This is a genomic window from Paraburkholderia tropica (assembly GCF_900109265.1).
In the GTDB taxonomy this organism is placed as follows: Bacteria; Pseudomonadota; Gammaproteobacteria; order Burkholderiales; family Burkholderiaceae; genus Paraburkholderia; species Paraburkholderia tropica.
The window spans coordinates 159,051-184,801 of the sequence record NZ_FNZM01000018.1 but is presented as its reverse complement, the minus strand read 5'-3'; the positions used below and the strand labels follow the sequence as shown (position 1 = coordinate 184,801).

At 67.5% G+C, this 25,751-nt stretch carries 25 protein-coding genes; 19 read left to right on the top strand and 6 right to left on the bottom strand.

What is annotated here, in order from left to right:
* Positions 1-2: 2 nt before the first annotated feature.
* From BMY06_RS28280 to BMY06_RS28260, 5 genes are all read left to right on the top strand, one after another.
* The gene (locus BMY06_RS28280) at positions 3-875 is read left to right on the top strand and encodes a branched-chain amino acid ABC transporter permease (RefSeq protein WP_065057785.1); all 873 of its coding nucleotides are present in this window, start codon (positions 3-5) and stop codon (positions 873-875) included.
* A 13-nt stretch (positions 876-888) separates the two neighbouring features.
* Entirely contained in the window at positions 889-1,917 is a 1,029-nt protein-coding gene (locus tag BMY06_RS28275; protein WP_080180322.1) for a branched-chain amino acid ABC transporter permease, read from the top strand.
* Positions 1,904-2,632 carry an ABC transporter ATP-binding protein gene (locus BMY06_RS28270; RefSeq protein WP_065057786.1) on the top strand — a complete coding sequence of 243 codons (729 nt, stop codon included), beginning with the start codon at positions 1,904-1,906 and terminating at the stop codon, positions 2,630-2,632. Before BMY06_RS28275 ends, BMY06_RS28270 begins: the two co-directional genes overlap by 14 nt.
* Position 2,633: 1 nt before the next feature.
* The gene (locus tag BMY06_RS28265) at positions 2,634-3,335 is read left to right on the top strand and encodes an ABC transporter ATP-binding protein (protein WP_074986613.1); all 702 of its coding nucleotides are present in this window, start codon (positions 2,634-2,636) and stop codon (positions 3,333-3,335) included.
* A 104-nt stretch (positions 3,336-3,439) separates the two neighbouring features.
* Entirely contained in the window at positions 3,440-4,132 is a 693-nt protein-coding gene (locus BMY06_RS28260; RefSeq protein ID WP_231957416.1) for a M24 family metallopeptidase, read from the top strand.
* A gap of 116 nt (positions 4,133-4,248) precedes the next feature.
* Here the strand turns inward: BMY06_RS28260 and BMY06_RS28255 are convergent, their stop codons facing one another.
* Positions 4,249-5,277 carry a helix-turn-helix transcriptional regulator gene (locus BMY06_RS28255; RefSeq protein ID WP_065057789.1) on the bottom strand — a complete coding sequence of 343 codons (1,029 nt, stop codon included), beginning with the start codon at positions 5,275-5,277 and terminating at the stop codon, positions 4,249-4,251.
* 343 nt (positions 5,278-5,620) lie between these two features.
* Here BMY06_RS28255 and BMY06_RS28250 point away from each other — a divergent pair, with 343 nt between their 5' ends.
* The gene (locus BMY06_RS28250; protein WP_074986612.1) at positions 5,621-5,941 is read left to right on the top strand and encodes a hypothetical protein; all 321 of its coding nucleotides are present in this window, start codon (positions 5,621-5,623) and stop codon (positions 5,939-5,941) included.
* Between the two features lie 60 nt (positions 5,942-6,001).
* Here the strand turns inward: BMY06_RS28250 and BMY06_RS28245 are convergent, their stop codons facing one another.
* A complete protein-coding gene (locus BMY06_RS28245; protein WP_074986611.1) occupies positions 6,002-6,319 on the bottom strand; it encodes a hypothetical protein in 318 nt (105 codons plus the stop codon).
* A 33-nt stretch (positions 6,320-6,352) separates the two neighbouring features.
* Between BMY06_RS28245 and BMY06_RS28240 the strand changes: the two genes are divergently transcribed.
* From BMY06_RS28240 to BMY06_RS28225, 4 genes are all read left to right on the top strand, one after another.
* Positions 6,353-7,378 (top strand): 2-keto-3-deoxygluconate permease, encoded by a 1,026-nt coding sequence (locus tag BMY06_RS28240; protein ID WP_065057791.1) that lies wholly within the window; start codon positions 6,353-6,355, stop codon positions 7,376-7,378.
* Positions 7,375-8,844, top strand: coding sequence for a four-carbon acid sugar kinase family protein (locus tag BMY06_RS28235; protein WP_074986610.1), 1,470 nt, complete (start codon positions 7,375-7,377; stop codon positions 8,842-8,844). Before BMY06_RS28240 ends, BMY06_RS28235 begins: the two co-directional genes overlap by 4 nt.
* Positions 8,841-9,839, top strand: a complete 999-nt coding sequence (gene pdxA / locus BMY06_RS28230; protein WP_065057793.1) for a 4-hydroxythreonine-4-phosphate dehydrogenase PdxA — start codon at positions 8,841-8,843, stop codon at positions 9,837-9,839. Before BMY06_RS28235 ends, pdxA begins: the two co-directional genes overlap by 4 nt.
* 124 nt (positions 9,840-9,963) lie before the next feature.
* A complete protein-coding gene (locus BMY06_RS28225) occupies positions 9,964-10,761 on the top strand; it encodes a DeoR/GlpR family DNA-binding transcription regulator (RefSeq protein ID WP_065057794.1) in 798 nt (265 codons plus the stop codon).
* A gap of 3 nt (positions 10,762-10,764) precedes the next feature.
* On the opposite strand, the gene BMY06_RS28220 is transcribed toward BMY06_RS28225, so the two are convergent.
* On the bottom strand, positions 10,765-11,133 hold the full coding sequence (locus BMY06_RS28220) for a nuclear transport factor 2 family protein (RefSeq protein WP_065057795.1): 369 nt from the start codon (positions 11,131-11,133) through the stop codon (positions 10,765-10,767).
* Positions 11,134-11,436: 303 nt separating this feature from the next.
* On the opposite strand from BMY06_RS28220, the gene BMY06_RS28215 reads away from it, so the two are divergent.
* Positions 11,437-12,081, top strand: coding sequence for an FMN-binding negative transcriptional regulator (locus BMY06_RS28215; protein ID WP_074986609.1), 645 nt, complete (start codon positions 11,437-11,439; stop codon positions 12,079-12,081).
* A 33-nt stretch (positions 12,082-12,114) separates the two neighbouring features.
* Here BMY06_RS28215 and BMY06_RS28210 read toward each other — a convergent pair whose 3' ends face one another.
* Entirely contained in the window at positions 12,115-15,633 is a 3,519-nt protein-coding gene (locus tag BMY06_RS28210; RefSeq protein WP_074986608.1) for an AAA family ATPase, read from the bottom strand.
* On the bottom strand, positions 15,630-16,874 hold the full coding sequence (gene sbcD / locus BMY06_RS28205) for an exonuclease subunit SbcD (protein ID WP_074986607.1): 1,245 nt from the start codon (positions 16,872-16,874) through the stop codon (positions 15,630-15,632). The genes BMY06_RS28210 and sbcD overlap by 4 nt, the downstream gene beginning before the upstream one ends.
* 435 nt (positions 16,875-17,309) lie before the next feature.
* Here sbcD and BMY06_RS28200 point away from each other — a divergent pair, with 435 nt between their 5' ends.
* Together BMY06_RS28200 and BMY06_RS28195 are read left to right on the top strand one after the other, a co-directional pair.
* On the top strand, positions 17,310-18,863 hold the full coding sequence (locus BMY06_RS28200; RefSeq protein WP_074986606.1) for a methyl-accepting chemotaxis protein: 1,554 nt from the start codon (positions 17,310-17,312) through the stop codon (positions 18,861-18,863).
* 202 nt (positions 18,864-19,065) lie between these two features.
* Positions 19,066-20,058: an IclR family transcriptional regulator gene (locus BMY06_RS28195; RefSeq protein ID WP_074986605.1), complete on the top strand. Its 993-nt coding sequence runs from the start codon at positions 19,066-19,068 to the stop codon at positions 20,056-20,058.
* A 69-nt stretch (positions 20,059-20,127) separates the two neighbouring features.
* Here the strand turns inward: BMY06_RS28195 and BMY06_RS28190 are convergent, their stop codons facing one another.
* Entirely contained in the window at positions 20,128-21,201 is a 1,074-nt protein-coding gene (locus tag BMY06_RS28190) for a porin (protein ID WP_074986604.1), read from the bottom strand.
* Positions 21,202-21,653: 452 nt separating this feature from the next.
* Here BMY06_RS28190 and BMY06_RS28185 point away from each other — a divergent pair, with 452 nt between their 5' ends.
* Genes BMY06_RS28185 through BMY06_RS28160 form a run of 6 tightly spaced genes read left to right on the top strand, consistent with a single transcriptional unit; the run spans position 21,654 to position 25,740 of the window.
* On the top strand, positions 21,654-21,968 hold the full coding sequence (locus BMY06_RS28185; RefSeq protein WP_074986603.1) for a non-heme iron oxygenase ferredoxin subunit: 315 nt from the start codon (positions 21,654-21,656) through the stop codon (positions 21,966-21,968).
* Between the two features lies 1 nt (position 21,969).
* Entirely contained in the window at positions 21,970-22,281 is a 312-nt protein-coding gene (locus BMY06_RS28180) for a recombinase-like helix-turn-helix domain-containing protein (protein ID WP_074986602.1), read from the top strand.
* 37 nt (positions 22,282-22,318) lie between these two features.
* On the top strand, positions 22,319-23,404 hold the full coding sequence (locus BMY06_RS28175) for an aromatic ring-hydroxylating dioxygenase subunit alpha (protein WP_065057804.1): 1,086 nt from the start codon (positions 22,319-22,321) through the stop codon (positions 23,402-23,404).
* Positions 23,405-23,441: 37 nt separating this feature from the next.
* A complete protein-coding gene (locus BMY06_RS28170) occupies positions 23,442-24,197 on the top strand; it encodes an SDR family oxidoreductase (RefSeq protein WP_074986601.1) in 756 nt (251 codons plus the stop codon).
* Positions 24,198-24,255: 58 nt separating this feature from the next.
* Entirely contained in the window at positions 24,256-24,792 is a 537-nt protein-coding gene (locus BMY06_RS28165; protein ID WP_074986600.1) for a cupin domain-containing protein, read from the top strand.
* Positions 24,793-24,843: 51 nt separating this feature from the next.
* Positions 24,844-25,740: an alpha/beta fold hydrolase gene (locus tag BMY06_RS28160; RefSeq protein ID WP_080180323.1), complete on the top strand. Its 897-nt coding sequence runs from the start codon at positions 24,844-24,846 to the stop codon at positions 25,738-25,740.
* The last annotated feature ends 11 nt before the right edge of the window (positions 25,741-25,751 follow it).

Sequence of the window (25,751 nt, the reverse complement as noted above, 5' to 3'; positions counted from 1 at the left end):
CGATGAGCGAACTCGTGTTGCAGTCGCTGTATTCGGGCGTGCTGGTGGGCGGCGCGTATGCGCTCGTCGCGCTCGGGCTCGCGCTGGTGTTCGGCTCGATGCGCATCATCAACCTCGCGCACGGCGAACTCGTGCTGCTGGCCGCGTATATCGCCTATACGTTCGAAACGCGGCTGGGCATCAATCCGGTGTTCGCGATTCCCGTGGCGATTCCGGTCGTGTGCGCGGCGGCCGCGCTCGCGTGGTATCTGGTGAGCCGCATCAAACGCGACCGCGAGCTGAATTCGCTGATCCTCACTTACGGCATCGGCATCGTGCTGACGAACGCCGTGCTGCTCGGCTGGGGCGCCGACGTGCGCTCGACCAACGACGCCTGGCTGCAGGACAGCGTGATGCTCGGCGATCTGCTGTCGATGCGCAGCGAAGTGATGTCGTTCGGCATCAGCGTGCTGCTGATGCTCGCGCTCTGGTGGTGGCTGACGCGCTCGTGGTACGGGCGCGCGGTGCGGGCGATTTCGAGCAATCGCGACGCGGCGCGCCTGATGGGCATCGATCCGCGCAAGGTGGAACTGGTGTCGTTCGTGGTCGCGGGCGTGCTGGCGTCGTGCGCGGGCGTGTCGATCTATGCGTCGAGCGCGGTGCAGCCCGCGATCGGCGAGGCGCTGACGGTCAAGGCCTTCATCATCACCGTGCTGGCGGGCGTGGGGTCGATTCCGGGCGTGCTCGCGGGCGCGCTGCTGCTCGGCGTGGCCGAGGCGCTCACCGTCACGCTCGCGAGTTCGGCGTTGCAGGAACTGGCCGGCATGCTGCTGTTCCTGATCGTGCTGTACGTGCTGCCCAACGGCCTGTTCGGCGTGGCGAAAAGACGAGGATGACGGGGGAAACTCGATGAACACCACCACCACTCACACGCCCGCCGCCGCGACGAGCGCCGACGCGCGCGCGAAGCCGGTCTGGTCCGCGCAACGCATCGCCGGGCTCGTTGTCACGCTCGTCGTGCTCTACGCGGCCGTGCCGCTCGCGCTCGGGCAGAACCTCTATCTGATGAGTCTCGCGGTCGCGTCGCTGACGATCGCGGGCATCGCGCTCGCCTGGGCGCTGCTCGGCAATCTCGGCGGCATGGTCAGCTTCGGGCACAGCGCGTTCTTCGGCGTGGGCTCGTATATCTCCGCGCTGCTCACGCTCAAGGCGGGCTGGCCGGTGTTTCCCGCGATGCTTGCGGGCGGCGTGGGCGCGAGCGTCGCCTCGCTCGCGATGGCGCCCGCGCTGCGTCTGAAAGGCCCGTATTTCGCGCTGGCGATTCTCGCGTATGCGCAGATCTTCCGCATCGTTGCGACGGAATGGTCCGGGCTCACAGGCGGCGCGAGCGGCCTGTCCAGCATTCCGGCGCTGCCGAAGCTGCTCGGCGTGGACTTCGGCAGCAAGAGCGGCGGCTACGTCGTGATCCTCACGCTCGTGCTCGCCTTCGCGCTGCTCTATGCGAAGCTGCGCGGCTCGAACGTGGGGCTCGCGCTGCGCGCGATGCACGAATCGGAGGACGCCACGCGCGTCGTGGGCGTCAACAGCGTGATCCTCAAGCTCGCGATGCTGATGCTCTCCGCGCTCATGACGGGTCTGGTCGGCGCCTTCAACGCGCACTACATCAACTTTCTCGAACCCGATTACGCGTTCAACGCGAGCTGGGCCGTGGTGCCGATCATCGCGGCGATCTGCGGCGGCTATCGCACGATACTCGGGCCGCTGGTGGGCGCGGTATCGGTCTATCTGATCGATCAGCTCGTGCTCAAGAGCCTGCTGCCGACGGGGCATCAGATCGTGCTCGGCATGCTGCTGGTGGCGATGATCATCGTGAGTCCCGCGGGGCTGACCGCGCTGCGCTTCAAACGTACCGGGCGAGGTGTCCATGCAGCAGGCTGAACTGGAACTCAAGGATGTGTCGATCCGTTTCGGCGGACTCACGGCGGTGAGCGGCGTCTCGCTCACGCTCGGCACGCACGACGTGGTGGGTCTCGTCGGGCCGAACGGCGCGGGCAAGACCACGCTGTTCAACGCGATCTCGGGACTCGTGCGGCCGACGAGCGGCGCGATCCGCTTCGAGGGCGTCGACCTGCTCAAGACGCCGCTGTACCGGCGCGCGCGCCTTGGCATCGGGCGCACGTTCCAGGTGCCGCAACCGCTGCACGAACTCACGGTGCGCGAGAACCTGATCGTCGCGCAACGCTTCGGCGCGGGCCGCGTGGACGAGGCGCGCATCGACGAGATTCTCGACTTCATGGGGCTCGCGGGCAAGGCGCAGCGCGACGCGGCCACCGAACTCGCGCTCACCGAACTCAAGGCGCTCGAAGTGGCGAAAGCGCTGGCGACCGGCCCGAAACTGCTGCTGCTCGACGAAGTGCTCGGCGGCCTGGAGACGGCCACCAAGCGGCGCTTCATGAAGACGCTCCTCGACGTGCACGAACGTTATCGCGTAGGGATCCTGATTATCGAGCACGATATCGAAACGGTGATGAACCTGTGCCGCCGCGTGGCGGTGCTCAATTTCGGCAAGCTGATCGCGGATGGTCCGCCTGCCGACGTGTTCCGCGATCCGGAAGTCGTGCGCAGTTATACGGGGGAGGCCGCTCATGCCTGAGATGCTCGAGATTCGCCACGCGCGCGCGGGTTACGGCGCGATCAACGTGCTCTGGGACGTCTCGCTCGCGGTGGCGAAGGGCGAGGTGACGACGATCGTCGGGCCGAACGGCGCGGGCAAGACCACGCTGCTGCGCGCGATCATGGGCCTCGTGCCGCTCGCGCACGGCGAGATCGCGTTCGACGGCGCGCCGCTCGCCGGTGTGCCGACGTGGGACATGGCGCAGCGCGGCATTGCGATGGTGCCGGAGGGGCGCATGATTTTCCGCGACATGTCGATCGAAGAAAACCTCATGCTCGGCGCGTTCGCGAAGTCGCGGCGCGCGGGCGCGGCGCGGCAACTCGAAGAAGTCTACGGGCTCTTTCCGCTGCTCAAGGAGCGCCGCGCGCTGCCCGCCGGCACCTTGTCGGGCGGCCAGGCGCAGATGCTTGCGCTGGGGCGCGGGCTGATGTCGTCGCCGCAACTGATGCTGATCGACGAGCCGTCGCTGGGTCTCGCGCCGGTGATGGTGCAGGAAGTGTTCGCGATTCTCGAACGGCTCAAGGCGGCGGGGCGCACCATCGTACTCGTCGAGCAGAACACGCACATGGCGCTGCGGCTCGCCGATCAGGTCTATCTGATGCAGGGCGGCAAGGTGACGTTCGAGGCGCGCGCGAAGGACGTGAACGTCGACGAACTGCACGACATGTACTTCGCGCGCTGACTTTCGGGCGTCTCCCGCTGCCTGCCGCGAGGCCGCGCGTCGAATGGACATGCGCGGTCTCGCGCGATATATTCAAAAAGATATATCGAAGCGGAGAGACCACGGTGAGCACGACAACAAGTCCCCAGACAGCACAGGCAACCCAAGCGGCGAAGGAAGCGGTAGGCAGCAAGTATGTGAAGGAACAGATGCAGACGGCGCGCGAGCGCACCTGGCAGGTGATCGAGCGCGTGGCGCCGCGCGTCGTGCCGGGCATGCGCGAGTCGGAAGCGGCGGCGCTGTGCAAGGCGGAGATGGAAGCGCTCGGCATGGATCGCATCTGGCATCCGACCATCGTGCGTTTCGGCGAGAACACGCTGCGCATGTTCAAGGAGCGCTCGGTCGGCGATCCGGTGCTGCGGGCCAACGACATCTTCTTTCTCGATCTCGGCGTGGTCTGGGGCGCGCACGAGGGCGATGCGGGCGCGACCTTCGTCGTCGGCGACGATGCGGAAATGCAGGCCTGCGCCGCGGCCGCGAAAACACTGTTCGACGACGTCGAGCAGCACTGGCGTAAAACGGGCGCGGCGGGCACGGCGCTCTATGCCTATGCCGACGAGCGCGCGCAAGCGCTGGGCTGGCGTCTGAATCTCGACATCAAGGGCCATCGCGTCTCGGACTTTCCGCATGCGATCTATCGCGCAGGCGATCTCGGCGATTTCGACGCGTGCCCCAACGCCGGTTTGTGGATTCTCGAAATCCAGATCGCGCATCCGACGAAGCCGTTCGGCGCGTTCTACGAGGATCTGTTGTATTGAACCTTGATAGCGCGGTCCGATGAGCCCGCGCTTTTCACTTCACCCCCTCAGCGCGTCGCCGGCCACCATCAGCTTGCCGCCGTCATAGCCTGCGCCTCGCGCGCGCTTTACGTCTGTCACGCCGTCGCGCGCCGCAGCTCCAGCGCCCGCGCGCGCATGTCGAGCGGGCTCATGCCGAAGGCGCGCCGGAACGCGCGCGTGAAATCGGACGCGCTGTTGAAGCCCAGCCCGTACGCGATCTCGGTGACGAGCAGATGCGGAAAGCGCACCAGGTCGTCGGCGGCCTCGCGCAGCCGTCGATGGCGGATATACGCGCCCAGCCCGCCTTCCTGCTCGAACCAGCGATAGATCGTGGCGCGTTTCAGTTGCAGCGCCGCGACCACCGTGCTCGGCGTGAGATCGGCATGATGCAGGTTCGCATCGACGTAACGGCGCACCTGGTTCATCACGGCGGCTTGCGCGGCGGCGCGCCCGCGTTCGCCGAGGCGCGCCTCGCCGCGATACGCGGCCAGCAGCAACTGCGCGGCAACCTGCATGGCTTCGGCGGCCTGGGCGGCGTCGAGTTGCGGCAGGGTGTCGGCCAGCGCGAGCGCGTGCGCGAGACTCAATTGCGCGAGCGGCGTGTGCGGCGCGAGGCCCTGACCGTGGATCGACTCGGCGTAGGGCAGGTTGGCGTCGACGGTTTCCTGCGGCACGAACACGCTGAGTACGCGGCAGGCCGGCCGTTCCACGCGGAACGGCTGGTTCATGTCCATCGCGATGATGCGCGTGGGCGTCTCGTCGGCGCTGCGTTTGCGGCGCATGCCGGTGGTGAGGCCCGAGTCGCCCTGCGCGTAGAGATGGAACGCGAAGTCGCGCCGCCGGTCGGTCGAGACACGCGCGACCGGGCGTTCCAGCACCAGCGCGTCGGTCGTGCAATCGGTGAACGAGAAGCCGGCCGCCGCGTAGCGGTCGATCTGGCCGCGAAAGCCGCCTTCGATCTGGCCGCGCGACGGCACCACGTCCACGACATGCCCGACGCGCTCGCGCCACGCGATCAGCTGCTCGCCGCGCGCCTGCGCGTGCGTGCTGAACCGGCTCGCCGCAAGGACGGCGCCGCTGGCGGGTTCGCGGGCGAGTTCGCCCGGGGCGGGAGGTGCGTTCACGGCGTGGCGGCGGTTGAGTGTCGATTCGGTGTCGATCAGTGTCGATCTCGGTCAACGGATGCGTTTGAGACGGACGGTCAAGCCTACCAAACATTACCAGGTATTGTCGTACGACAAATAGTCGGGTTTCGCACTGTGTTCGGGCAATGGCGTCCGGCCGGGCGGGAGCAGCGTGGCGTCGAAACGGCCGGTCCGGGGAAGTCGGCCTGCCGCGGCGCTTTCCAGCGAAGCCGGGACGCAGGACAGAAACGACCAGGGGCCTTTAATGAGTACGAGTGAGACCCGCCGAAAACCGCCGCAGCCGTCGGCCGTACCGGCAAAAAAATCAACTAACGAGCCGGCAGTGACGTCGGCAAAAAACGCCGGCCTGCTGCCCGCGCGGCTCGCCGATGCGCAACTCGATCACGTCGAGCGCATGGTGCAGTTTCTCAGCTTCGCGACGGTGGCCAATGCGACGCGCGGCATCGACCGCGAATACTGCCGCAAGCGGCTGCAGACGCTGGAGCAGACGCACGATCTCGTCGCCAGCCAGCGGTCGCGTATCGCCAAGCTGCTGCATCTGCTGGAGCGCGTCGGCTCGACGACGCTCGAGCACGCTCTCACGCGTTCCGAGGTCGATCCGGCTGCGCGCTTCGTCGCGCCGCGCGGCGAATTCGCGGCCTGACGCGGTCTGCCTGATCCCGTCAGCACGCGGACGGCGTCCGCACACGCCGCCCCGCGCCTTTCAGCACCGCCCCACGCCGCCCACGCCGCCCACTTCGCCCACGCCGCCCACGCCGCCCACGTCGATCAACACCCGCGCGCGTAACGCCGGCAGCAACGCCGCTCCCTTCGTTTTATCCTGCACGCCGCACCCCGCGGCCGGGCGCGCTCGCGCGTGCGCGTCGCGCGGCCTATCGTCCCCAATTTGATCGTTTCGATCATTCGTTTGATCGAATTGCGCAAAACGTAGCGCGCGTTTACACTCCGCCATGATCGTTTCAATCAAAAAAGTGAGCAAACCGATCAAGACGCTCAAACCGGGCGCGTCGTCCCGGGTCATGCGCCGATCGGATCATCATTGAGGAGACTTCCCATGGCCCAGATTCCCATCAAGCGTTCGATCGAGCGCGTTCCCGGCGGCATGATGATCGTGCCGCTGCTGCTCGGTTCGCTCGTCGCGACCTTTGCGCCCGGTCTGCCGAAATTCTTCGGCTCGTTCACGAATGCGCTGTTCACCGGCTCGCTGCCGATCCTCGCCGTGTTCTACGTGTGCATGGGCGCGAGCATCGACGTGAAGGCCACGCCCTATCTGCTCAAGAAGGGCGGCGCGCTGTTCGCGACCAAGGTGGGCGCGGCGATCCTGGTCGGCATCGTGATGGGGCATCTGCTCGGCGAGGCGCCGATCGCCTCGGGTCTGTTCGCGGGTCTCTCCACGCTGGCCGTGATCGCCGCGATGAACGACACCAACGGCGGCCTCTATATGGCGCTGATGGGCCAGTACGGCCGCTCGGAAGACGTGGGCGCGTACACGATCATGTCGCTCGAATCGGGCCCGTTTCTCACGATGGTCACGCTCGGCGTGGCGGGCCTCTCGGCGTTTCCGTGGCAGACGCTGGTCGGCAGCATCCTGCCGCTGTGCGCGGGCATGCTGCTCGGCAATCTCGACCGCGAAATGCGCGCTTTCCTCGCGCGCGCCGTGCCGGTGATGATTCCGTTCTTCGCGCTGGCGCTCGGCGCGGGCCTCGATCTGCACAAGGTCTGGCAGGCGGGCCTGCTGGGCATCGGGCTTGGCATCGGCGTGGTGGTCGTGACGGGTATTCCGCTCTATTTCGCCGATCGCGCGACCGGCGGCACGGGCGTGGCCGGCGTGGCGGCGGCCAACACCGCGGGCAACGCGGCGGCGGTTCCGGCGCTGGTGGCCGCGGCCAATCCGGTCTACGAACCGGCCGCGCAGAGCGCGACGCTGCTGGTGGCGGCGGCCGTGGTGGTCTCGGCGATCGTCTCGCCCGTGCTGACCGCGTGGGTCGCGAAGCGCGCCAATGCGCGCCTCGCGCGCCGCGGCGAGGCGCAAGTCCAGAATCAGGCTGACGCACCGGACGCGAAGCGGGTCGCGCAATGAAGCTGCTGATCATTGCCGACGATCTGTCTGGCGCCGCCGATTGCGCGATTGGTTTCGCCAACGCGGGCCATCGCACGCTGGTGACGCTCGACGCGTCGCGCGCGGACGAGGGTGTGGCCAACGTCGCGGCCGCGCAGGATGACGCGCACGACGACACGCCACTCGCCGCCGACGTGATCGCCGCCGACACCGACACGCGCCGTCTCACGCCCGCCGACGCGGCGGCGCGCACGGCGCTGGCGTTCGAGGCGCTGCGCGGCGCGGGCGAACCGCGCGCGCCGCAGCGCAAGCTCTACAAGAAAATCGATTCGACGCTGCGCGGCAACTGGGCCGCCGAAGTCGCGGCCTTGCAGGCGCGCGCCGGTCTCGCGATCGTCGCGCCCGCGTTTCCCGCGACCGGTCGCACGGTGCGCGACGGCGCGCTGCTCGTGCACGGCGTGCCGCTCGCGCAGACCGAGACGTGGCGTCTCGAACACGCCGATCGTCCCGCCGACATGGCCGTCATGCTGGCGGCGGCCGGACTGCGCAGCGAGCGTTTCGACGCAGCGACGCTGCACGCCGACCCGCGCGCGCTCGCGCGCCGCGTGGCGCTGATTGCGGCGGAAGGCGAAGACGGCGCGCGGGCGCTGATCGTCGATGCCCAGAGCGCCGACGAGTTGCGCGCACTCGCGCGCGCCACGCTCGCGCTCGACAGCGCGTTTTTCTGGGTCGGCTCGGGCGGTCTCGCGCGCGAACTGGCGACGCTGGATGCGGCGCAAGCCGCCACTCAGACCGCAACTCAAGCGGACGATGCCAGCGCACTCAAGCCTTCGGCGCCCGACCTCGGCGGCAGCGGACCCGGCCCGATTCTGGTGCTGGTCGGCAGCCTCTCGGCGGTCGGCGAGCGCCAATGCGCGGTCCTGCGCGAGCGCGCGGGACTTGCCGAACTGATCGTGCCGCCCGCCGTGCTGCGCGCGGGCGAGACGCACGCGCACTGGCCGCAGTGGGACGCGCGCATCGGCGCAACGCTGGCGGCGGGCGCGGATCTGCTGCTGCGCATCGGTCGCGACGACGCCTTCGATCCCGCCGAGGGCGCACGCCTGTCCGCGCGGCTCGCGGCGCTCGTCGCACCGCATTTCACGCAGACCGCGGGCCTGATCGCGACGGGCGGCGAGACCGCGCGCGCGATGCTCGACGCGGCCGGCATCGGCAGCCTGCGTCTGATCGCCGAAATCGAAGCGGGCGTGGCGGTCGCGCGTCCGCATGCGCCCGCGCGCGCGCACCGGCCCGCCGTCGTCACGAAGGCGGGCGCGTTCGGCACCGAACAGGCGCTGTACGCGGCCTGGCTGCACCTGCGCGGCACGCCGCACGAAGAGACGCAAGCTCGCACACCGGGCGAACCGGACAGCACGCAACACAACAGCACAAAACACGAGCCAACGGCGCCGGACGCCGTTGCGCCCACCGCACCATCGAGGAACGTATGAGCACCTATATCCCTGTCATCGGCATCACGATGGGCGACGCCGCCGGCGTCGGCCCCGAAGTCGTCGTCAAGAGCCTGACGCACGCGCAGGTCTACGAACAATGCCGTCCGCTCGTGATCGGCGACGCGCGCCGGCTCGAGCACGCGATCGTCATCTGCCAGCTCGACATGGACGTGCGCCGCATCGCCGATCCGTCGCAGGCGCGCTACGAACGAGGCACGATCGACGTGATCGACCTCGAACTGATTCCCGAAGATCTGCCGTTCGGCGAACTGTCGCCGCTCGCGGGCGACGCCGCCTACCGCTATATCGCGCGCGCCGTTGAACTGGCGCAGGCGAAGCAGATCGACGCGATCTGCACCGCGCCGCTGAACAAGGAAGCGCTGCACGCGGGCGGCCACAAGTATCCGGGCCACACGGAAATGCTCGCGCACCTCACGGGCGTCGACGAAGTCTCGATGATGCTGGTCGCGCCGCAACTGCGCGTGATTCACGTGACGACGCACATCGGCATCATCGACGCGATCCGCAAGATCGAGCCGGGCCTCGTGCAGCGCACGATCGAGCGCGGCAACGCCACGCTCGTGAAGGCGGGCATCGCGAAGCCGCGCATCGGCGTGTGCGGGATCAATCCGCATGCGGGCGAAAACGGTCTGTTCGGCTATGGCGAAGAGGAAGAGAAGATCATTCCGGCGGTCAAGCTGCTGCAGGAACGCGGTCTCGACGTGACCGGCCCGCTGCCCGCCGACACGCTGTTCTTCCGTGCGGGCCGCGGCGACTTCGACCTCGTCGTGGCGATGTATCACGATCAGGGCCACGGCCCCGTGAAGGTGCTCGGCCTCGAAGCGGGCGTGAACGTCACCGTGGGTCTCGAAGTGATCCGCACGTCGGTCGATCACGGCACGGCGTTCGATATCGCGGGCAAGGGCGTCGTGGACGAAGGCAGCATGCTCGAAGCGCTGCGTCAGGGCGCGGAGCTGGCGACGCGCCGTTAAGTTTGACACCCGGCGCGACACGAGGCGCGCCGCTAAACGCCAAGCCGCCGTCATGGGCCGCGCGGCCCGGCGCGCACGTGCCATCGTGTAAGATCGCCGGGTTCCCGCAGCTCACTTTTTAGCAATGAAAGCGTCCGACCGTCACCGCGCCATTCTCGAACTCGTGCAGACGCGCGAGGCCAACGTCGAACAGTTGACGGAGGCGCTGGGCGTGTCGGAAGCCACGATCCGCCGCGATCTCGCGGTGCTGCACAAGCAGCGCCGGCTCGTGCGCACGTATGGCGGCGCGACCGCGCTGGTCGGCGTGCACGAACCCGAGGCCTCGCTCGAGGAACGCAAGGCGGCGCAGCGCGAGCAGAAGGAGCGCATCGCGCTGGCGGCCGCGGCTCACGTGCGCGACGGCGACACCGTCATGCTCGACGGCGGCACCACCTGCGCCGCGCTCGCGCGTCATCTGCTGGCGCGCAGCGATCTGCATGTCGTCACCAACAATCTGCTCGCGGTCGCCACGCTCGCGAACGCGCCCGGCATTCAGGTCACGCTGCTCGGCGGCGATCTGCGCAGCTCCAGCATGAGCACGCTCGGCCCGCTCGCGGAACTGCTGCTCACGCGCGTGAGCGTCGATACGGCGTTTCTCGGCGCGGACGGCGTGGTGGCCGGATTCGGTCTGTGCGAAGCGAGCGCGCAGCAGGCGTCGCTCAAGGACTGCATGATCCGGCGCGCGGCGCAGGTGATCGTGCTGGCGGACTCGGACAAGCTCGGCCGCGCGCGCCAGCAGCACTGGACGCCGATCGAGCGCGAGTGGCGTCTGATTACCGCCGCGAGCGCGGGCGAAGCGGCGCTCGAACCGTTTCGCGCGCTGCTCGGCGTGCAGGTGGAAGTGGTGGACGCGCTCGATGCGCCCGATACGCGAGCGCTTTGATCGTCAATCGTGGTGGTAAGTCTTGTTGACGATTTTCCAGCCGACGTCGAATTCCACCAGCGTCAGATAATCCGTGAAACGCAAGCCCTGATACAGCGTGGCCGTTTTGACTGCCGCGCTGCGGCCCGTCACGTCCACCGCAACGATGCGCATGTCGAACGGCTCGCCGCTTTCCGAGGGCTTGTCCATGCCTTCGATTTCCGCGATCCACTCGTCGAGCGACTGGCGATAGAAGTCGCCGTGGTAATAGCCCCAAAGCTGGGCGTGCGGATCGAACGCCGAACGCAGACGCCGCGCGTCGCCGTTGTGCATGCCGATGAAAAAACGCTCGATCGTCGCCGCGATTTGCGCGAACGCGTCGCCGGCTTCCATGTCCGCCTCCCTGTTCGAACGCCGCGAGGTCTGCCAGGCCTCGCGTCGATGCGCCGTGAATGGGCGATCGTTCAAGCATAGAAGGCGGCCCCGCGAAGTCAAGCAATCGTAAGGTTGCAATTGCGAGGTGCTCGTCGCAGGCACGCGCAACGCGTCGAGCGGATTGCGCCGCTTTTGCACGCGGGCCTGGTTCCCCGAATGCCGTTCCCGCTGGCTCTACAGCGTTGGCCGTTTTGGCGTGACAATAGGTTTTTTGACGTTCGATGCGCGCGGCTTGAGCCGACAGCGCCACGCGGAGCCCCCATGTACGTCCCTGCCCATTTCGACGAATCCCGCCCCGAGGCGCTGCACGCCTTCATCGCGCAGCACCCGTTCGGCACGCTGGTCACGCACGGCGCGAGCGGACTCGACGCCAATCACATTCCGTTCGAACTGCTCGCGGGCGAGGGCGCGTTCGGCACGCTGCACGCGCACGTCGCGCGCGCGAATCCGCTCTGGCAGGACGTCGCGGACGGCGATGAAGTGCTCGCGATCTTCCGCGCCGGCGACGCCTATATTTCGCCGACGTGGTATCCGAGCAAGCACGAACACCACAAGCAGGTGCCCACCTGGAATTACGCGGTCGTGCACGCACATGGCCGCATTCGCGTGCGCGACGACGAGAAGTTCGTGCGTGGCGTGGTCGCGCGGCTCACGCGCACGCACGAAGCAAGCGAGCCGCAGCCGTGGAAGATGGGCGATGCGCCCGTCGACTATCTCGACACGATGCTCAAGGCCATCGTCGGCATCGAGATCGAGATGACGCGGCTCACGGGCAAGCGCAAACTTTCGCAGAACAAGGAAGCGCGCGATATTCGCGGCGCGGGCGAGGCGCTCGTCGCGCGCGGCGAACGCGAGATCGGCGAACCGATGCTGGAGATCGCCGCGCGCAAGGCCGAACAGGGCTGAGGCGCGCGGCGCGTTCTTTTGTGTTGCGCGCGGCTAGATCACCAGCCGCGAGTGGCCGATGCCGCCGCCTTTTTCCACGCGGATCTGCGTGGCGATGCGCTCCTTGAGACTGTCGACGTGGCTGATCACGCCGATCATCTTGCCGCTCGCGTTGAGCGTGTCGAGCGCGTCGAGCGCGATTTCCAGCGTGTCGCCGTCGAGCGTGCCGAAGCCTTCGTCGAGGAACAGCGAGTCGATCGAGGTCTTGTGGCTCACGAGGTCGGAGAGCGCGAGCGCCAGCGCGAGACTCACGAGGAAGCTCTCGCCGCCCGAGAGCGTGCGCGTGTCGCGCGTGACGTCCGCCTGCCAGCCGTCGACGATTTCCAGTTCGAGTTCGCCCGTCGATTTGCGGCGCAGCAGATAGCGCGCATGCAGACGATCGAGATGGCGATTGGCGAGCGCGAGCAGATGATCGAGCGTGAGACCTTGCGCGAAGCGGCGGAACTTGTCGCCCTTCGCGGAGCCGATCAGCGCGTCGAGGCGCTGCCAGAGATCGGCGTCCTGCGTCTGCGCGTCAATCTGCGCGAACAGCGCGCGCTGGCTGTCGCGCTGCTGCGCGTCGCGCGCGAGCAGGCCGCGTTGATGGCCGAGCCGTTCGTTGAGCGTCGCGTTATCTCTTTCCGCGCTGTCGATCTGCGCGTCGAGTTCGGCGAGTGTGGCTTCGGTCTGCGCCGTCGCTTCCACCATCGCTTCGAGTCGTGCGAGCTTCTCTCGCGCGCTGTTCAGCAGTGCGGTGGCCGTGTCGCGTTCCTGCTCGCGCTGTTGCTTGAGTGCTTGCAGGCGCTGGCGTTCCTCGGCGGGCAGGAGCGCGGCGAGGAAATCGTCCTGCTGCGCGAACGGACTCGCCGCGAGCGCCGCGCTCCACGTTTGCGCGGCCTGGCTGGCGGCGTCGCGCTGATGCGCGAGCGAGCGTTCGAGTTGCGCGATCTGGCCGTCGAGCGCTGCGAGTTCGCGCGTGAGCGCGTCGGCGCGTGCGGCGGCCGTGGCGAAGTCTTCGCCGGGCGCGTCGTCTTCGTCGTCGAATAGCGAATCCATCGGCGCGCTCTGCGCCGCTTGCGCGACTTCCGCGCCAATCGATGCGCACCGTTCGCGCCACACCTGAAGTTGCGCGCGCGCGACGTCGGCCTGGGCGCGTTCGTGCGCGAGCGATTCCGCGAGCGTGTGAAGGCGGCGCTGCGTCTCCTGCCACTTGCGCCATTCGTCGTCGCGCGTGTGCAGCCACGCGCGCGGATCGTCGGGCAGCGCCGCGAGCGGCGCGCCGTCGGCTTGCGTGCCGGTCTGCATCGAGGCGAGCAAAGCCTGCGCTTCTTCTTCGATCCGGACGCGCAATGCCGCGAGTTCGCGTTCGGTTTCCGCGCGGCGCTCCTGTACGCTCGCGATCGACTGTTCGAGCAACTCGCCGCGCGCCTGCGCCGCTTGTAGCGCCTGGGCGCAGCGCGTATTCGCTTCGCGTGCTTGAGCGAGCGCTTCCTCGGCGCGTTCGGTCTCGGTCAGATGCTGGCGGATTTGCTGCGCCGATTGCGCGGCGGCCTCGCTTGCTTGTGCGAGCGCATCGGCGTCCTGCCATGCGTCGGCGTCGAGCCTGAGCGACGCAACCAGCGACGAAGCGAGCGACGCCGACAACGCCTGCCAGTCCGCACGATCCTGCGTGTCGCGTGCGGCGAGCTGATCGTGTTGCGCGCGCTGCTGCGCCTGCGTCGCGCGCAACGCGGACAGTTTCTCAGCCGCGCCGCGCAACGTTTGTTCGGATGCCTGAAGATCGGCGCGGATCGCCTGAAGCGCGCCTTGCGTCGCCGACACGTCGAGCGCTCGATACGCAGCGATAGCCGGATGATCGTGCGAACCGCACAACGGACACGCTTCGCCGGGCTGCAACGCATCGCGATGCTGCGCGAGACTGCGAATCACCTGTTCCTGTTCGAGCAGTGTCTGCTTGTCGGCGGCGCGCGCCTGGAGTTCGGCGTGCGCGCGTTGCAGCGTGACGAGCGCGCTATCTTGCGCGGCGATCTCGCTGTCGCTGCGCGCGAGACTGGCCGCGAGCGTCGCGGTTTCCGTCGCGAGCTGGCGGCGGCGGGCGGCGAGCGTCTGCAACTGCGCCCAGCGCTCGACCGCGCGTTGCGCTGCCTGCGCGGCGTCGCGCAGTTGCGCGAGTGTCTGGCCCGAGAGGCGCGTGGTCTGCGCGGCGCTCAACGTCCGCAATTGCGTGTCCGATTCGGCTTGCGCGCGCGTGCAATCCGCGAGCGTTTTGCCGTGCTGTTCGCGCTGCGCGTGGGCGTCGGCGAGCTGCTTTTGCAGGGCCGTCTGCTGCGTTTCGCGCGCGCGACTGTCCGCATGACGGCGCGCGCGCTGCTCGAACTGCTCGCGCCACGCGCCGATGCGTTCGCCCAGTTGCGCGTGCGCCGCGTGCGCGCTGCAGTAGCGATCGAGTTGCTGCTTCTCCGCGTCGAGTTGCGCGAGACGACGCTCGGCGTCGCGCACGATGCGCGCGGCCAGCGCGGCGGCCGCGCCGGTTTGACGACGCTGCGCCGCGACTTGCTCCGTGCGGCGACGACGCGACGCGGCGAGATCGGCATCGGTCTGTTTGCAGGCAGCGTCCGTTTGCTGCGCGTGCTGATGCGCCGCGCGCAGCGCTTCGGCGGGCTCGCTCGCGGCGAGGCGCGCGAGCTCGGGCGCGGCGGCCTCGTACGCGGCGCTCGCGCTCGCGAGACGCGTGTGCGCCGCTTGCGCGTCGGCTTGCGCCTGGCTCAGATCGCGCCGCCATTGGCGCTGCGCGTGCAGCGTTTTCGTGCGCGTGGCGAGCGCGTTCGACTGGTCGGCGAGCGCGGCGATGTCCTGCTCCATCGCCGTGCGCTGCTCGGGCGTCAGCAATTCCATGCCGTCCGCGCGGGCGCGCAACTGCTTGAGCGCATCGCGCGCCGCGCCCGCGCGCTCGTAGACCTGACGCGAGATTTCGCCGTAGATTTCCGTGCCCGTGAGTTCTTCGAGCAGTTCGGCGCGGTCGTTCGCGCTCGCGTTCAGGAACGCCGCGAAGCCGCCTTGCGCGAGCAGCATCGAACGCGTGAAGCGCGGGAAATCGAGCCGCGTGATCTCCTCGACGCGCCGCAATTTCTCGTTGATGTGCTGCGTGAGGATCGTGCCGCTGCCGTCGTCGTGCTCGACCGTCGCGAGTTCGACGCGCGGCTGCTGCAACGCGCCGTCCACCTTGTCGCGCGAGCGGCGCTGGCTCCAGAACGCGCGATAGACCGCGCCCTTCACTTCGAACACGACTTCGGCGAGGCAGTCGGCGGTATGGCGCGTCATGATGTCGTTCGCCGACGCCGACACCGTCTTGAGACGCGGCGTCTCGTGATAGAGCGCGAGGCAGATCGCGTCGAGCAGTGTCGACTTGCCCGCGCCGGTCGGGCCGCTGATCGCGAACAGGCCGTTCTCCGAAAACGGCGGCTGCGTGAAGTCGATGCGCCACTCGCCCTTCAGCGAGTTGAGATTCTTGAGGCGCAGGCTGCGGATTTTCATGCGTCGTCCTCCGGCGTGGCCTGCATGGCGGCGAGTACGTTCTTGTAGCGGTCGGTGAGTGCGCCGCGCACGTCGTCGTCGAGCGTTTCGTGCGCGAGGCGGCGCGCGAACACGTCGAGCGGATCGAGTTCGTCGAGCGTCACGCCCGAGTCGGCTGAGAGTTGCGCGGCGGCGTTGCCGCGCTCGCGGCGAATGCGCAGCACGTCGAGCGGCAGATCCTCGGTCATCGCCTGGATGCGCGCGGGCAGGTCGGCGAGATAGTCGTCCTCGGCGACGGTTACTTCGAGCCACGCGGGGCGCTCGGGCGTGGCGTCGCGCGCGATGTCGGCGAAGGCGCCGGGCAGCGTCTTCAGATTGCCGCGCAGCGCGGCGAGCGTCTGGAACGCGGGCACGGCGAGCGGCGTGACGGCGTCCAGCCCGTTCGCGCCGACATCGACGAGCAGCATTTCCTTGCGCTGCGTGGCTTCGTCGAAGCTCAGCGCGATCGGCGAACCGCTATAGCGGATGTGCTCCAGGCCGCCCACTTTCTGCGGACGATGAATATGCCCGAGCGCGATGTAGTCGGCCGGCGGAAATGCGCTGGTGGGGAACGCGTCGAGCGCGCCCACGTAGATCTCGCGCACCGATTCGCTCGCACTCGCGCCCACGGTGGTCAGATGGCCGGTGGCGATCAGCGGGACCGGCCGGCCGAGTTCGGCGGACAGTTGCGCGCGGCGCGTCTCGGCGGCGGCGAACACGGCCTGGTAGTAGGCCTGAATCGCCTGTTGCAGCGACTGCTGCTTCTGTTCGGCGCTCTGGCCGGTTTCACCCTGCATCACGTCGCGCGCGCGGATGAACGGAATCGCGCAGACCACGCAGCCCGCTTCGTCGGGCTTGCCGCGCAGCGGCAGCACGCGAACCTGGTTGGGCGCGGCGTCCGCGTGCGGCACGACCTGGGCCGACAGGCGTTCGAGCAGCGCGCTGCTTTCGCGCAGCGTCGCCACGGAATCGTGATTGCCGCCGAGCAGGAGCAGCGTCACGCCCGCGGCGTGCAGGCGTACGACGAGCTGGCTGTACAGCTCGCGCGCGTAGCTCGGCGGCGTGCCGGTATCGAAAATATCGCCGGCGATCAGGACGGCGTCGACCGCATGGGCGTCGAGCTGGGTAACAAGCCAGTCGATGAGCTGCTGATGCTCGGCCTGGCGGCTCTTGCCCATGAAGTTCTGGCCCAGATGCCAGTCTGAGGTGTGGAGGAGGCGCATGGGGGCGTGATGGTGGCGGCGTTCGCGGATGCGGCGAACGTCGCGAGTTGGGTTCGAAGGCAGCCTGGCCGCGCGGATGTCGAGGCGGCGGGCGCAAGTGGACGATTGTAGAGCAGGGGCGGCGCGCGCCGGGAGCGGTGTAACGTCGGCGAAAGGTTTGCGCAAGGCTGGTACGCGTTCGGCATCGCGCCATGCTTCACGTCAAGCCGCGCGCCGCGATGCATTAAGCACGTGCCTAAAGTTTTTGCGCCGCGCTGCCGTTGACCCGGTTTGAAGCCCCAAAAAAGCCGCATCGAGACTACACCAACCCGAATAGAGCCGCCCGCGCACGCTTCGCGACAGGGCGGACGATACGTCCGACGCCCTGCACCGGCGCCGGCTGAACAGAGGGAACGCTGCGCATCGCGCTTTCGCGCCGCGTTCCAGGAGACCAGAATGCTCAACAAGCTTTCGATACGCGCGAGTTTGACCCTGATGGTGGCGTTTTTCGGCGTGGTGCTGGTGATCGGCGCCGCGGCGGGGCTACTGTCGATGCGCGCGGGCAACGACGCGATGCAGGACATGTACACGGTGGACACCCCCGCCGTGGCCGACCTCGAAGGCAGCGCCGGCCAGCTCTTGCGGCTGCGGCTCGCGCTCGCCACCTATGCGTCGCTCGCCGATCTCGGCGATCAGACCGGCGCCGACGCCGTCCTCAAGCGCTTCGACACCTACCTCAAGATTTCCAACGATCGGCTCGATCACTATCTCTCGCTCGCCAGCAACGACGACGAGGATCGCCGCCTGATCGCCGACATGCAGGACAAGCGCAACAATTTCCTGCACGCGGGCGTCGATCCGGCGCTCGCGGCGCTCAAGAGCGGCGACCGCAACGGCTTCCAGGAATTGCAGGCGCACAAGCTGCCCGCGCTCTACAACGGTTTCGAAAAGGCGATGCTCGCGCTCGAACAGCGTCAGATCGACCACGGCGCGCAGCGCTATCGCGACGCGCAGACGCGCTTCAAGGTGGTGAGCGTCGCGGTGGCCGTGGGCATGGTGTTCGCGCTGCTGTGCGCGTGGCTCGGCCGCGCGGCGCTGATGCGCGCGATCGTGCATCCGGTGGACGCCGCCGTCGCGCAGTTCGAGCGCATCGCGGCGGGCGACCTGAGCGCGGCGGTGGCCGTGGCGAGCCGCAACGAAATGGGCAAGCTCTCGGCCGCCCTGCAACGCATGCAGGCCGCGCTCGTGACGATGGTGAGCACGGTGCGCGCGGGCGCGGAATCGATCGATACGGGCGTGAGCGAAATCGCCGCGGGCAACACCGATCTGTCGCAGCGCACCGAGGAGCAGGCCGCCTCGCTCGAAGAAACGGCGGCGAGCATCGAACAATTGACGTCGACGGTCAAGCAGACGGCGGGTAACGCGCAGGAGGCGAGTTCGCTGGCGCACGGTGCGTCCGGCCTGGCGGCGCGCGGCGGCGAACTCGCGCGCGAAGTGGTGGGCACGATGCAGAACATCGTCGACGACTCGCGGCGCATTGCCGAGATCGTCGGCGTGATCGAGGGCATCGCGTTCCAGACCAATATTCTGGCGCTCAACGCGGCGGTCGAAGCGGCGCGCGCGGGCGAGGAAGGGCGCGGCTTCGCGGTCGTGGCGGGCGAGGTGCGCTCGCTCGCGCAGCGCAGCGCTGGCGCGGCCAAGGAGATCAAGTCGCTGATCGACGCCTCGACGGCGCGCGTGGAAACCGGCGCGACGCTGGTCGAGCGCTCGGGCACGACGATGGAGGAGATCGTCGGCGCGATCGGGCGCGTGAGCGCGATCATGGGCGAGATTGCGTCGGCGGCGACCGAGCAGAGCACCGGCATCGATCAGGTGAATCTCGCGGTCGCGCAGATGGATCAGGTCACGCAGCAGAATGCCGCGCTCGTCGAGCAGGCGGCCGCGGCCGCGGCGTCGCTTGAGGATCAGGCGCGGCGGCTCGCCACGGCGGTGGCGGTGTTCCGCACCTGAGGCGCGGGTCGTCGCGTAGAGACGGGGCATCAGCGGCGCCGGCGAGCGCGTTTTGCGCCCGGCCGGGAGGCGAATCTGGCGGAAGCGGGCGGTCGAGCGGGGCGGCAGCATGTCGCCCCGACCCGCGATCTTTAAGTCCGGACGGCGCTTCGCGTTATCATTGCCTCCACTTATCGACCGACTTCAGCAGATTCCAGCCGCCATGGCCACCAAGAACACGACAGGCGCCGCCCGACGCAGCCCGGCGCCGGGCAAGCGCGCCGCGCCGCCCGAGGAGACCCGCGACGCCGCGCAGAGCGCCGACCTTGCCGATCTCGCCGACGCCGCTGACGCAGCCAGCCCCGCCGAGGAAGAAGGCGCGGGCGCCTCGACCTATCTCGTGCCGGGCCTCGAACGCGGCCTGCGCATCCTCACCGAATTTTCCGCGCGCGAGCCCGTGCTGGGCGCGCCCGAACTGTCGCGCCGCATCGGCATTCCGCGCACCACGACGTTTCGTCTGCTGCAGACGCTGGAAGCGCTCGGCTTCATCGAACGCGCGAACGGCGACCGTCAATATCGGCTGAGCGTGGCGGTGCTGCGGCTCGGCTTCGAGTATCTGAGCTCGCTCGAACTGACCGATTTCGGCACGCCGGTGCTCGAACGTCTGCGCGACGCGACCGGCCTGAGCACGCATCTGCTGATCCGCGACGGGCGCGACGTGGTGTTCGTCGCCAAGGCGCAAACGCGCGAGCCGATGTTCAGCTCGGTGAAGGTGCATGTGGGCACGCGCCTGCCCGCGCACGCCACGGTGCACGGCCAGGTGCTGATGGGCGATCTCTCGCTCACGGAACTGCGCGCGCTCTATCCCGAGAAGCAGCTCGAACGCTATACGGACCGCACGCCCGCCACGGTCGCGGATCTCTATGCGCGCGTGCGCGAATTCGCGGAGCAGGGCTATGCGCTCAGCGAGGCGTCGTTCGAAACGGGGATTTCGGTGGTGAGCGCGCCTGTGCGCGACCAGTCGGGCCGCATCGTCGCGGCGCTCACGGCCACGGTGCCGCGCTCCGATATCGGCAGCGAAGCCGAGCGCGCGCCGCTCGTTACGGCGGTGTGCGCGGCGGCGCTGGATTTGTCGGCGCGTCTGAATTACCGGCCGCTGCCCGGCGATCCCACGGCAGCGCAAGCCGCGCATGGCGGCAGCGTGCAAGCGAGCTGAGTCCGCTTCGCCAGCCTGAATAAAAAAAAGCGCGCCGCGTCATGCGGCGCGCTTTTTTCTTCTGTGCGATCAGAACGAGTGATGAATGCCCGTGAGCACGATCGTCTGATTGCGTCCGCTCGACACGCCCGCCGTAAAGAACGCCGCTTGTGCATCGGAATTCGCGTGCTCGTAGAGCGCGTTCACGTAGACCTGCGTGCTCTTCGACAGCGCATAGACGTCGCCGATCATCAACTGCGTCCAGCGTCGGCCCGACAGCGACGTGGTGGCCGCGCCGCCGACGATCGAGTTCGCGCTGGTCATCTGATAGTTCGCGCCCGCGTCGTAGCTCTGGAACGTGTCCGAATAGCCGTTCGATTGCAGCTTCGTGCGCGTATACAGACCGTGCACCAGCACCTTGCCGAACGAGTACGACGCGCCGATCCCCATGTTCTCGACCTTGTCGGCGATATAGCTCGCGGCGGCCTGGCCCTGGAACGTGGTGATGCCCGTGGTCGACATCGACACCGTGCGGTTGTGCTCGTTCGACCACGTCGCGCCGGCCTTGAACGGACCGTTCGCATAACTGATCGAAAAGCCCATCGTGCGGCCATTCGAGAAGTTCGTGCTGTTGCCGAAGCCGAACATCGCGCCTGCCGTGAAGCCATACCAGTTCGGCGAGCGGTACTTCACCGAATTGTTGTACGGCACCACGCCCGTATCGGCGAGCTGATCGATATTGCCCGGATGGAACGCGTACCAGCTCGCCGCGAGATACGCGGTGCTGAGCGGGCCGAGCGTGTCGAACGAGAACGGCGTCTGATTGCCGAGTGTGAGCGTGCCGAAACGGTCCGAACTCAGACCCACATACGCCTGGCGGTTGAACAGCGTGTTGGCCTTCGCCATCGCGCCCGTGTTCGTATAGAAGCCGTTTTCAAGCTGGAAGATCGCCTTCAGGCCGTCGCCCAGATCTTCCTGACCACGCAGGCCCCAGCGGTCGGGCTGCATGTTGCCCTGTTCTTCCATCCACTTCGAATGTCCGCCCACGTTGCTGACGTAGGCTACCCCGGCATCCAGGCTGCCGTATAGCGTGACGCTGCTTTGCGCCCATGCAGACGAGACGGCGCACAGACCCGTCAACCCCGCGGCAATGAAGTGCTTCAACTTTGGACTCCTGATCGTATGACGAATGACCGGTTCCGGTGAGATGGCCTTGAAAGCCCGTCCGGAACCGCTAGACCCAACCCCTCGATGCGATGGCGGCTTTGCTTTTCTTTTTTGTCCGTCGTATGTTTCACCTATGGACAAACGTGCTGCCTATGGAAAGTATAGAGACTTGCACGAGACGCCAAAATACTTTTTCAGGAGAGTGGTTCCCCTGGGTGGGCAAGCGCGGACAAACCAGTCATGGCTACCTAAGCACTTGGACCGTAAGCGTTTTGGCAACTGCTTCGGCATCCTCCACGAGCGCCTTGCCGATCATTTTGAAGACAGGCTCGGTGTTTTCCCCAGGAGCGCTGGATTTTTATTTTGTCCTCCGCGCCAGACTCCTATAATGACCATACATAAACTACTGTTCCGCTTATGGAACACGGTTGCTCCAGGAAAGGTGAGAAATGGCTGAACAATGGCGCTGTGCCGGGCATGCCGGCGATCTGACCGAAGACGCGCCGATCGAGTACAAGCTCGACGGCACCGAAATCGGCATCTACAGGGTGGGCGACGAGGTCTACGCGCTCGAGAACGTCTGCCCGCACGCGTACGCGCTGCTGACGCAAGGTTTCGTCGACGAAGGCACGGTGGAATGCCCGCTGCACGAAGCGGTGTTCGACATCAAGAGCGGCGAGTGCATCAAAGGCCCGGGCGGCCGAGCGCTGAAGCAATACGCCGTGCGTCTCGCCGGTGAAGAAATCCAGATCAAGGTGGAATGACATGCGTGAAGTCCCTGTGAATTTCAATCCGATGCTCAAGCCCTGGGTCGCGCCGCAACCCAACAACGTCGCCGGCAAAGGCGTGATCGAGCAGCCGGGCCAGACCGAAAACATGATCTGGCAAAACCGCAAGGCCGAGCCGACGCAATACGAAAACGACTTCGGCGACGCGCTCGAACAAGTGTTCGAAGCGGGCGCCGCCGAACTCGACGACGTGGTCGCCGGTTTGAACCGCATCGGCTTTCGCACGCCCGAAGGCGCGGCCTGGAACGCGGAGCGCCTCGCCGCCGAATTCCGTCTGCTCGCCGAATAAGCGCGCGTCGGGCCCACAAGAATACGGAGTCCTCATCATGACGTCCCCCACGACCGAAACCCCGGCGAGCGCCGACCCGATCCGCGCCTATCTCGACCGCGGCATCAAAAACTACTGGTATCCCGTCGCGCCGAGCTGGCAAGTCGGCAACGCGCCCATCGGCATCACGCGCCTTGGCGAACAGATCGTGCTGTGGCGCGATCAGGACGGCCAGGTCCACGCGCTCGAAGACCGCTGCCCGCACCGCGGCGCGCGCCTCTCGCTCGGCTGGAATCTGGGCAACCGCGTGGCGTGCTGGTATCACGGCATCGAAGTCGACGGCAGCGGCACCGTGCAGAGCGTGCCGGCCGTGTCGGCATGCCCGCTCGAAGGCCAGAAGTGCGTGAAGTCGTACCCGGCGCAAGAGCATGCGGGCGCCGTGTTCCTGTGGTTCGGCGACGAAGCGCACAAGGAACCCGCGCCGCTGCAACTGCCGCAAGAACTCGTGGGCGAGGAATACGCGAGCTTCCTGTGCATGTCGAACTGGAAGTGCAATTACCAGTACGCGATCGACAACGTCATGGACCCGATGCACGGCGCGTATCTGCACGCGACGTCGCACTCGATGGCCGAAGGCGACAAGCAGGCCGACATGCGCGTGCGTAAAACCGACTCGGGCCTTGTGTTCGAAAAGGTCGGCCAGCGCGACGTCAACTTCGACTGGGTCGAACTCGGCGAAACCGGCTGCCTGTGGATGCGGCTGGAAATTCCGTACAAGAAGAAGTTCGGCCCCGGCGGCAACTTCGGCATCATCGGCTTCGCGGTGCCGGTCGACGCGGACAACTGCCAGGTGTACTTCTGGCGCACGCGCAAGGTGCAGGGCTGGCAGCGCGACGCATGGCGCTTCATGTACCGCAACCGCCTCGAAGGTCTGCATTGGGCCGTGCTCGAGCAAGATCGCTACGTGCTCGAAAGCATGGCGCCGAATGCACGCGACCAGGAATTCCTCTATCAGCACGACGTCGGCATGACGCGCGTGCGCCGCATGCTGCGCCAGCGCGCGCAACAGCATTTCGCCGATCTCGATGCGTTCCGCGCGCAGCAAGGCGCGCAAGCGCAAGCCGAGAGCCACAGCCATGCGTGAGTCCGCAGTATCGGCACAAAGCGCGGCACAAGGCGCGATGCAAGGCGCGCTCGCGGGCCGTCGCGTGATCGTCACGGGCGGCGCGCGTGGACTTGGCGCCGACTTCGTCACGACGCTCGCGGCAGCCGGTGCGCGCGTCGTGTTCGGCGACGTGCTGCACGAAGCGGGCGAGGCGCTCGCGCAATCGCTCGCGGCGCAAGGTCACGACGTGGCGTTCGCGGCGCTCGATCTCGCGCAGCCCGACAGCATCGCGGCCTTTGTCGAACACGCGGCGCAACGCATGGGCGGCATCGACGCGCTCATCAACAACGCGGCCATCACCAACTCGGGCGGCAAGTTCGCGCACGAGATCAGCGTGCCGACGTGGGACGCCGTGATGGACGTGAACGTGCGCGGCACCTGGCTCATGTGCACGGCGGCGCAGCGTTTCCTGGCCGAATCGGGCCGTGGCGCGATCGTCAACATCGCCTCGGACACCGCGCTGTGGGGCGCGCCCAAACTGCTCGCCTATGTGGCCAGCAAGGGCGCCGTGATCGCGATGACGCATTCGCTCGCACGCGAGTTCGGCGCGCAGGGCATTACCGTCAACGCCATCGCGCCGGGCCTCACGGAAGTGGAAGCCACCGCTTACGTGCCGGCCGAGCGCCACGCGTTCTACCTCGACGGCCGCGCGCTGCAACGCGCCCAGGTGCCCGAGGACGTGACCGGCCCCGTGCTGTTTCTGCTGACCGACGCCGCGCGTTTCGTGACCGGGCAATTGCTGCCCGTGAACGGCGGCTTCGTGATGAATTGATGTCGACGAATGGACTATCCGTTCGCGAGAACGTTTGAAAGAACCCAAGGAGAAAACGATGGCCGATGCCAATCTCGAACGCAAGTCGTGGGACCGTCCCGCCGAAGCGAGCTTTGATGACTGGATGAACAGCCGCGTCGCGCGCTATGAAACGCGCCGCTACGACTGGGACGCGCTGAAGTTCCAGGCCGACTACGACCCGAAGTACCGCCGCGCGCAAATGCGCTACGTGGGCACGGGCGGCACCGGCGTGGCGAAGGACAGCAACACCGTGCCGTCGGGCGGCTTCACGTTCTCGACGATGGTGATTCCGGCCGGCAACATCGGCCCGAGCCACATCCATATCGACGTCGAAGAAATCTTCTTCGTGCTGCGCGGCAAGATGAAAGTGATCTGCGAAAAGGACGGCGAAACGTGGGAAGCCGTGCTCGGCGAGCGCGATCTGATCTCGGTGCCGCCGGGCGTGTATCGCACGGAAATCAACATCGGCGAAGAAGACGCGCTGATGTGCGTGATGCTCGGTTCGTCCAAGCCGATCACGCCGACGTATCCGCCCGATTCGCCGCTCGCGAAGATCAAGCGCGAACAGAAGTAAGACTGTCATTCATCTGAACACCCGACGAAGTTGCACACGAACACCGAAGCCATGAACGACGCGATGCTCACCGACGCCTCATCAGCCGCCACGCTTGACACGCTCGATACGCGGCTCGCGCGCTTTGCGCCGCGCCACGTGCAAGCGGGCGAGGCCGTCGTGAGCTATCGCGCAGCGCCCGGCGCGGGCAGCGAGGACGGCAATGAGGCGCTGCCGCTCGTCCTGCTGCATGGCATCGGTTCGGGTGCGGCTTCGTGGGTGCAACAGATGGAAACGCTCGGCGCGAGCCGTCGCGTGATCGCCTGGGACGCGCCCGGTTATGGCGCGTCCACGCCGGTCGCGAACGCCTCGCCGCTCGCCGCCGACTACGCGCGCGTGCTGGCGGACTGGCTCGACGCGCTCGATATTCAACGCTGCGTGCTGGTCGGCCATTCGCTCGGCGCGATCATCGCGGGCGCATTTGCCGCCGCGCATCCGCAGCGCGTGAGCGGTCTGCTGCTGATTTCTCCTGCGGCCGGTTATGGCGCGGCGGACCCGCAAGTGCGCGCCGACAAGCGCGACGCGCGTCTGGCCATGCTCGCCGATCTCGGTCCGCAAGGTCTCGCCGAAAAACGCAGCGCCAACATGCTTTCCGCACACGCCGACGACGCGTCGCGCGCGTGGGTGCGCTGGAACATGGCGCGCGTGCTGCCGCACGGTTACGCGCAGGCCACGCATCTGCTCGCGAACGCCGACCTCGCCGCCGACCTCGCGCGCTGCGTGAACCGCGTACCGATGGCCGTGGCCGTCGGCGCCGACGACACCATCACGTCGCCGCAAGCCTGCGAACGTCTCGCGCAAGTCGCACAGGCGCCGTTTCAGATCGTGCCGCAAGCGGGCCACGCGGGCTACATCGAGCAACCGTCGGCGTACAGCGCACTGCTCGACGCCTTTTGCCGCGCACATTAAGGAACCCTTAA

Coding starts and splice junctions, on each gene's coding strand:
- BMY06_RS28280 (WP_065057785.1), top strand. CDS start 3: ATGAGCGAACTCGTGTTGCAGTCGCTGTATTCGGGCGTGCTGGTGGGC.
- BMY06_RS28240 (WP_065057791.1), top strand. CDS start 6,353: ATGGCCCAGATTCCCATCAAGCGTTCGATCGAGCGCGTTCCCGGCGGC.
- BMY06_RS28200 (WP_074986606.1), top strand. CDS start 17,310: ATGCTCAACAAGCTTTCGATACGCGCGAGTTTGACCCTGATGGTGGCG.
- pdxA (WP_065057793.1), top strand. CDS start 8,841: ATGAGCACCTATATCCCTGTCATCGGCATCACGATGGGCGACGCCGCC.
- BMY06_RS28170 (WP_074986601.1), top strand. CDS start 23,442: ATGCAAGGCGCGCTCGCGGGCCGTCGCGTGATCGTCACGGGCGGCGCG.
- BMY06_RS28175 (WP_065057804.1), top strand. CDS start 22,319: ATGACGTCCCCCACGACCGAAACCCCGGCGAGCGCCGACCCGATCCGC.
- BMY06_RS28185 (WP_074986603.1), top strand. CDS start 21,654: ATGGCTGAACAATGGCGCTGTGCCGGGCATGCCGGCGATCTGACCGAA.
- BMY06_RS28235 (WP_074986610.1), top strand. CDS start 7,375: ATGAAGCTGCTGATCATTGCCGACGATCTGTCTGGCGCCGCCGATTGC.
- BMY06_RS28270 (WP_065057786.1), top strand. CDS start 1,904: ATGCAGCAGGCTGAACTGGAACTCAAGGATGTGTCGATCCGTTTCGGC.
- BMY06_RS28165 (WP_074986600.1), top strand. CDS start 24,256: ATGGCCGATGCCAATCTCGAACGCAAGTCGTGGGACCGTCCCGCCGAA.
- BMY06_RS28225 (WP_065057794.1), top strand. CDS start 9,964: ATGAAAGCGTCCGACCGTCACCGCGCCATTCTCGAACTCGTGCAGACG.
- BMY06_RS28245 (WP_074986611.1), bottom strand. CDS start 6,319: ATGACCCGGGACGACGCGCCCGGTTTGAGCGTCTTGATCGGTTTGCTC.
- BMY06_RS28275 (WP_080180322.1), top strand. CDS start 889: ATGAACACCACCACCACTCACACGCCCGCCGCCGCGACGAGCGCCGAC.
- sbcD (WP_074986607.1), bottom strand. CDS start 16,874: ATGCGCCTCCTCCACACCTCAGACTGGCATCTGGGCCAGAACTTCATG.
- BMY06_RS28160 (WP_080180323.1), top strand. CDS start 24,844: ATGAACGACGCGATGCTCACCGACGCCTCATCAGCCGCCACGCTTGAC.
- BMY06_RS28220 (WP_065057795.1), bottom strand. CDS start 11,133: ATGGAAGCCGGCGACGCGTTCGCGCAAATCGCGGCGACGATCGAGCGT.
- BMY06_RS28265 (WP_074986613.1), top strand. CDS start 2,634: ATGCTCGAGATTCGCCACGCGCGCGCGGGTTACGGCGCGATCAACGTG.
- BMY06_RS28215 (WP_074986609.1), top strand. CDS start 11,437: ATGTACGTCCCTGCCCATTTCGACGAATCCCGCCCCGAGGCGCTGCAC.
- BMY06_RS28210 (WP_074986608.1), bottom strand. CDS start 15,633: ATGAAAATCCGCAGCCTGCGCCTCAAGAATCTCAACTCGCTGAAGGGC.
- BMY06_RS28195 (WP_074986605.1), top strand. CDS start 19,066: ATGGCCACCAAGAACACGACAGGCGCCGCCCGACGCAGCCCGGCGCCG.
- BMY06_RS28180 (WP_074986602.1), top strand. CDS start 21,970: ATGCGTGAAGTCCCTGTGAATTTCAATCCGATGCTCAAGCCCTGGGTC.